2 protein-coding genes are annotated in these 901 nt (G+C 46.8%); both read left to right on the top strand.

What is annotated here, in order from left to right:
- Positions 1-392: LysR substrate-binding domain-containing protein (locus R7Z49_RS23940; protein WP_318112217.1), on the top strand; the 392-nt coding region annotated here is incomplete at its 5' end.
- Between the two features lie 8 nt (positions 393-400).
- A partial coding sequence (locus R7Z49_RS23935) for an NAD(P)H-binding protein (RefSeq protein ID WP_318112216.1) occupies positions 401-901 on the top strand: 501 nt, incomplete at its 3' end.

Here is a 901-nt window from a genome sequence, read left to right as displayed (position 1 = left end):
TCGCATTCGATGTGTATGTCTCTTCCGATCACCCATTAGCGGCTCAGCGAATTACCCATATCGATCAACTCAAACAATATCGCCAACTGGTGATACGCTCAAAGAGTGCAGAGCCAGGTAGCCTCAACCAAGCATTGAGCCCAGATATCTGGTACGCTGATAACTACTACATTTTGTTGGAATTAGCGAACAAAGGGTTTGGATGGTGCTTCCTGCCGGAGCACTTAGTCGCAGACTCACCAAACACGTTAAAAAAAGTTGGGGATGATTTCACAAAGCTGGCTTGGCAAGTCAATGTTGACCTGATTCAGCATCAAAAATGGCATTCTGATCCCCTCCATCAACAAGCCAAAGCAGAGCTCATTACTCTCTTTGAGCAAACAGTTAAGTAGGATAAATAATGGCAAACACATTGATTGTAGGTGCAGGTTGGCTTGGTACTCCGCTAGCGCAAGCCTTGTTAGTCGAGGGACATGATGTAGTTATTACGCGTCGTAGCCAAGCTCGGTTAGATGAACGGCCATCCACTATTGCTAACGCCGCCCTGCTTGATCTCAACGATGAAAACGCAGCGCAAAAACTGGATGAAATAATTCAGTCGAATCATATTGAGCGTATTGTTGGTGCGTTTCCACCTGGGTTTCGTAGAGGGTCTGGTCGAGAGTATGCGCAGCAATGGTCAACGTTAGTTAAAGCGGCAAAACAGAATGCGATTGAAAAGCTCGTCATGATCAGCTCTACAACGGTCTACCCTAATTTACCAACGGATATGAAAGAAGAATCCGCATCGCTCGCTCTCGCGCAAACCCCCCCTCACCTTTCCGATAATGCGAAAATCATGCTCGAAGCGGAGCAATCCGTCATCGACTCTGGCATAGACTACGCTATCTTACGTTGCAGT

Source organism: Vibrio sp. 1562, from assembly GCF_033340155.1.
Lineage (GTDB): Bacteria > Pseudomonadota > Gammaproteobacteria > Enterobacterales > Vibrionaceae > Vibrio > Vibrio alginolyticus.
Note: the sequence above shows the minus strand (reverse complement) of the source record. Positions and strands in the feature narration are given on the sequence as shown.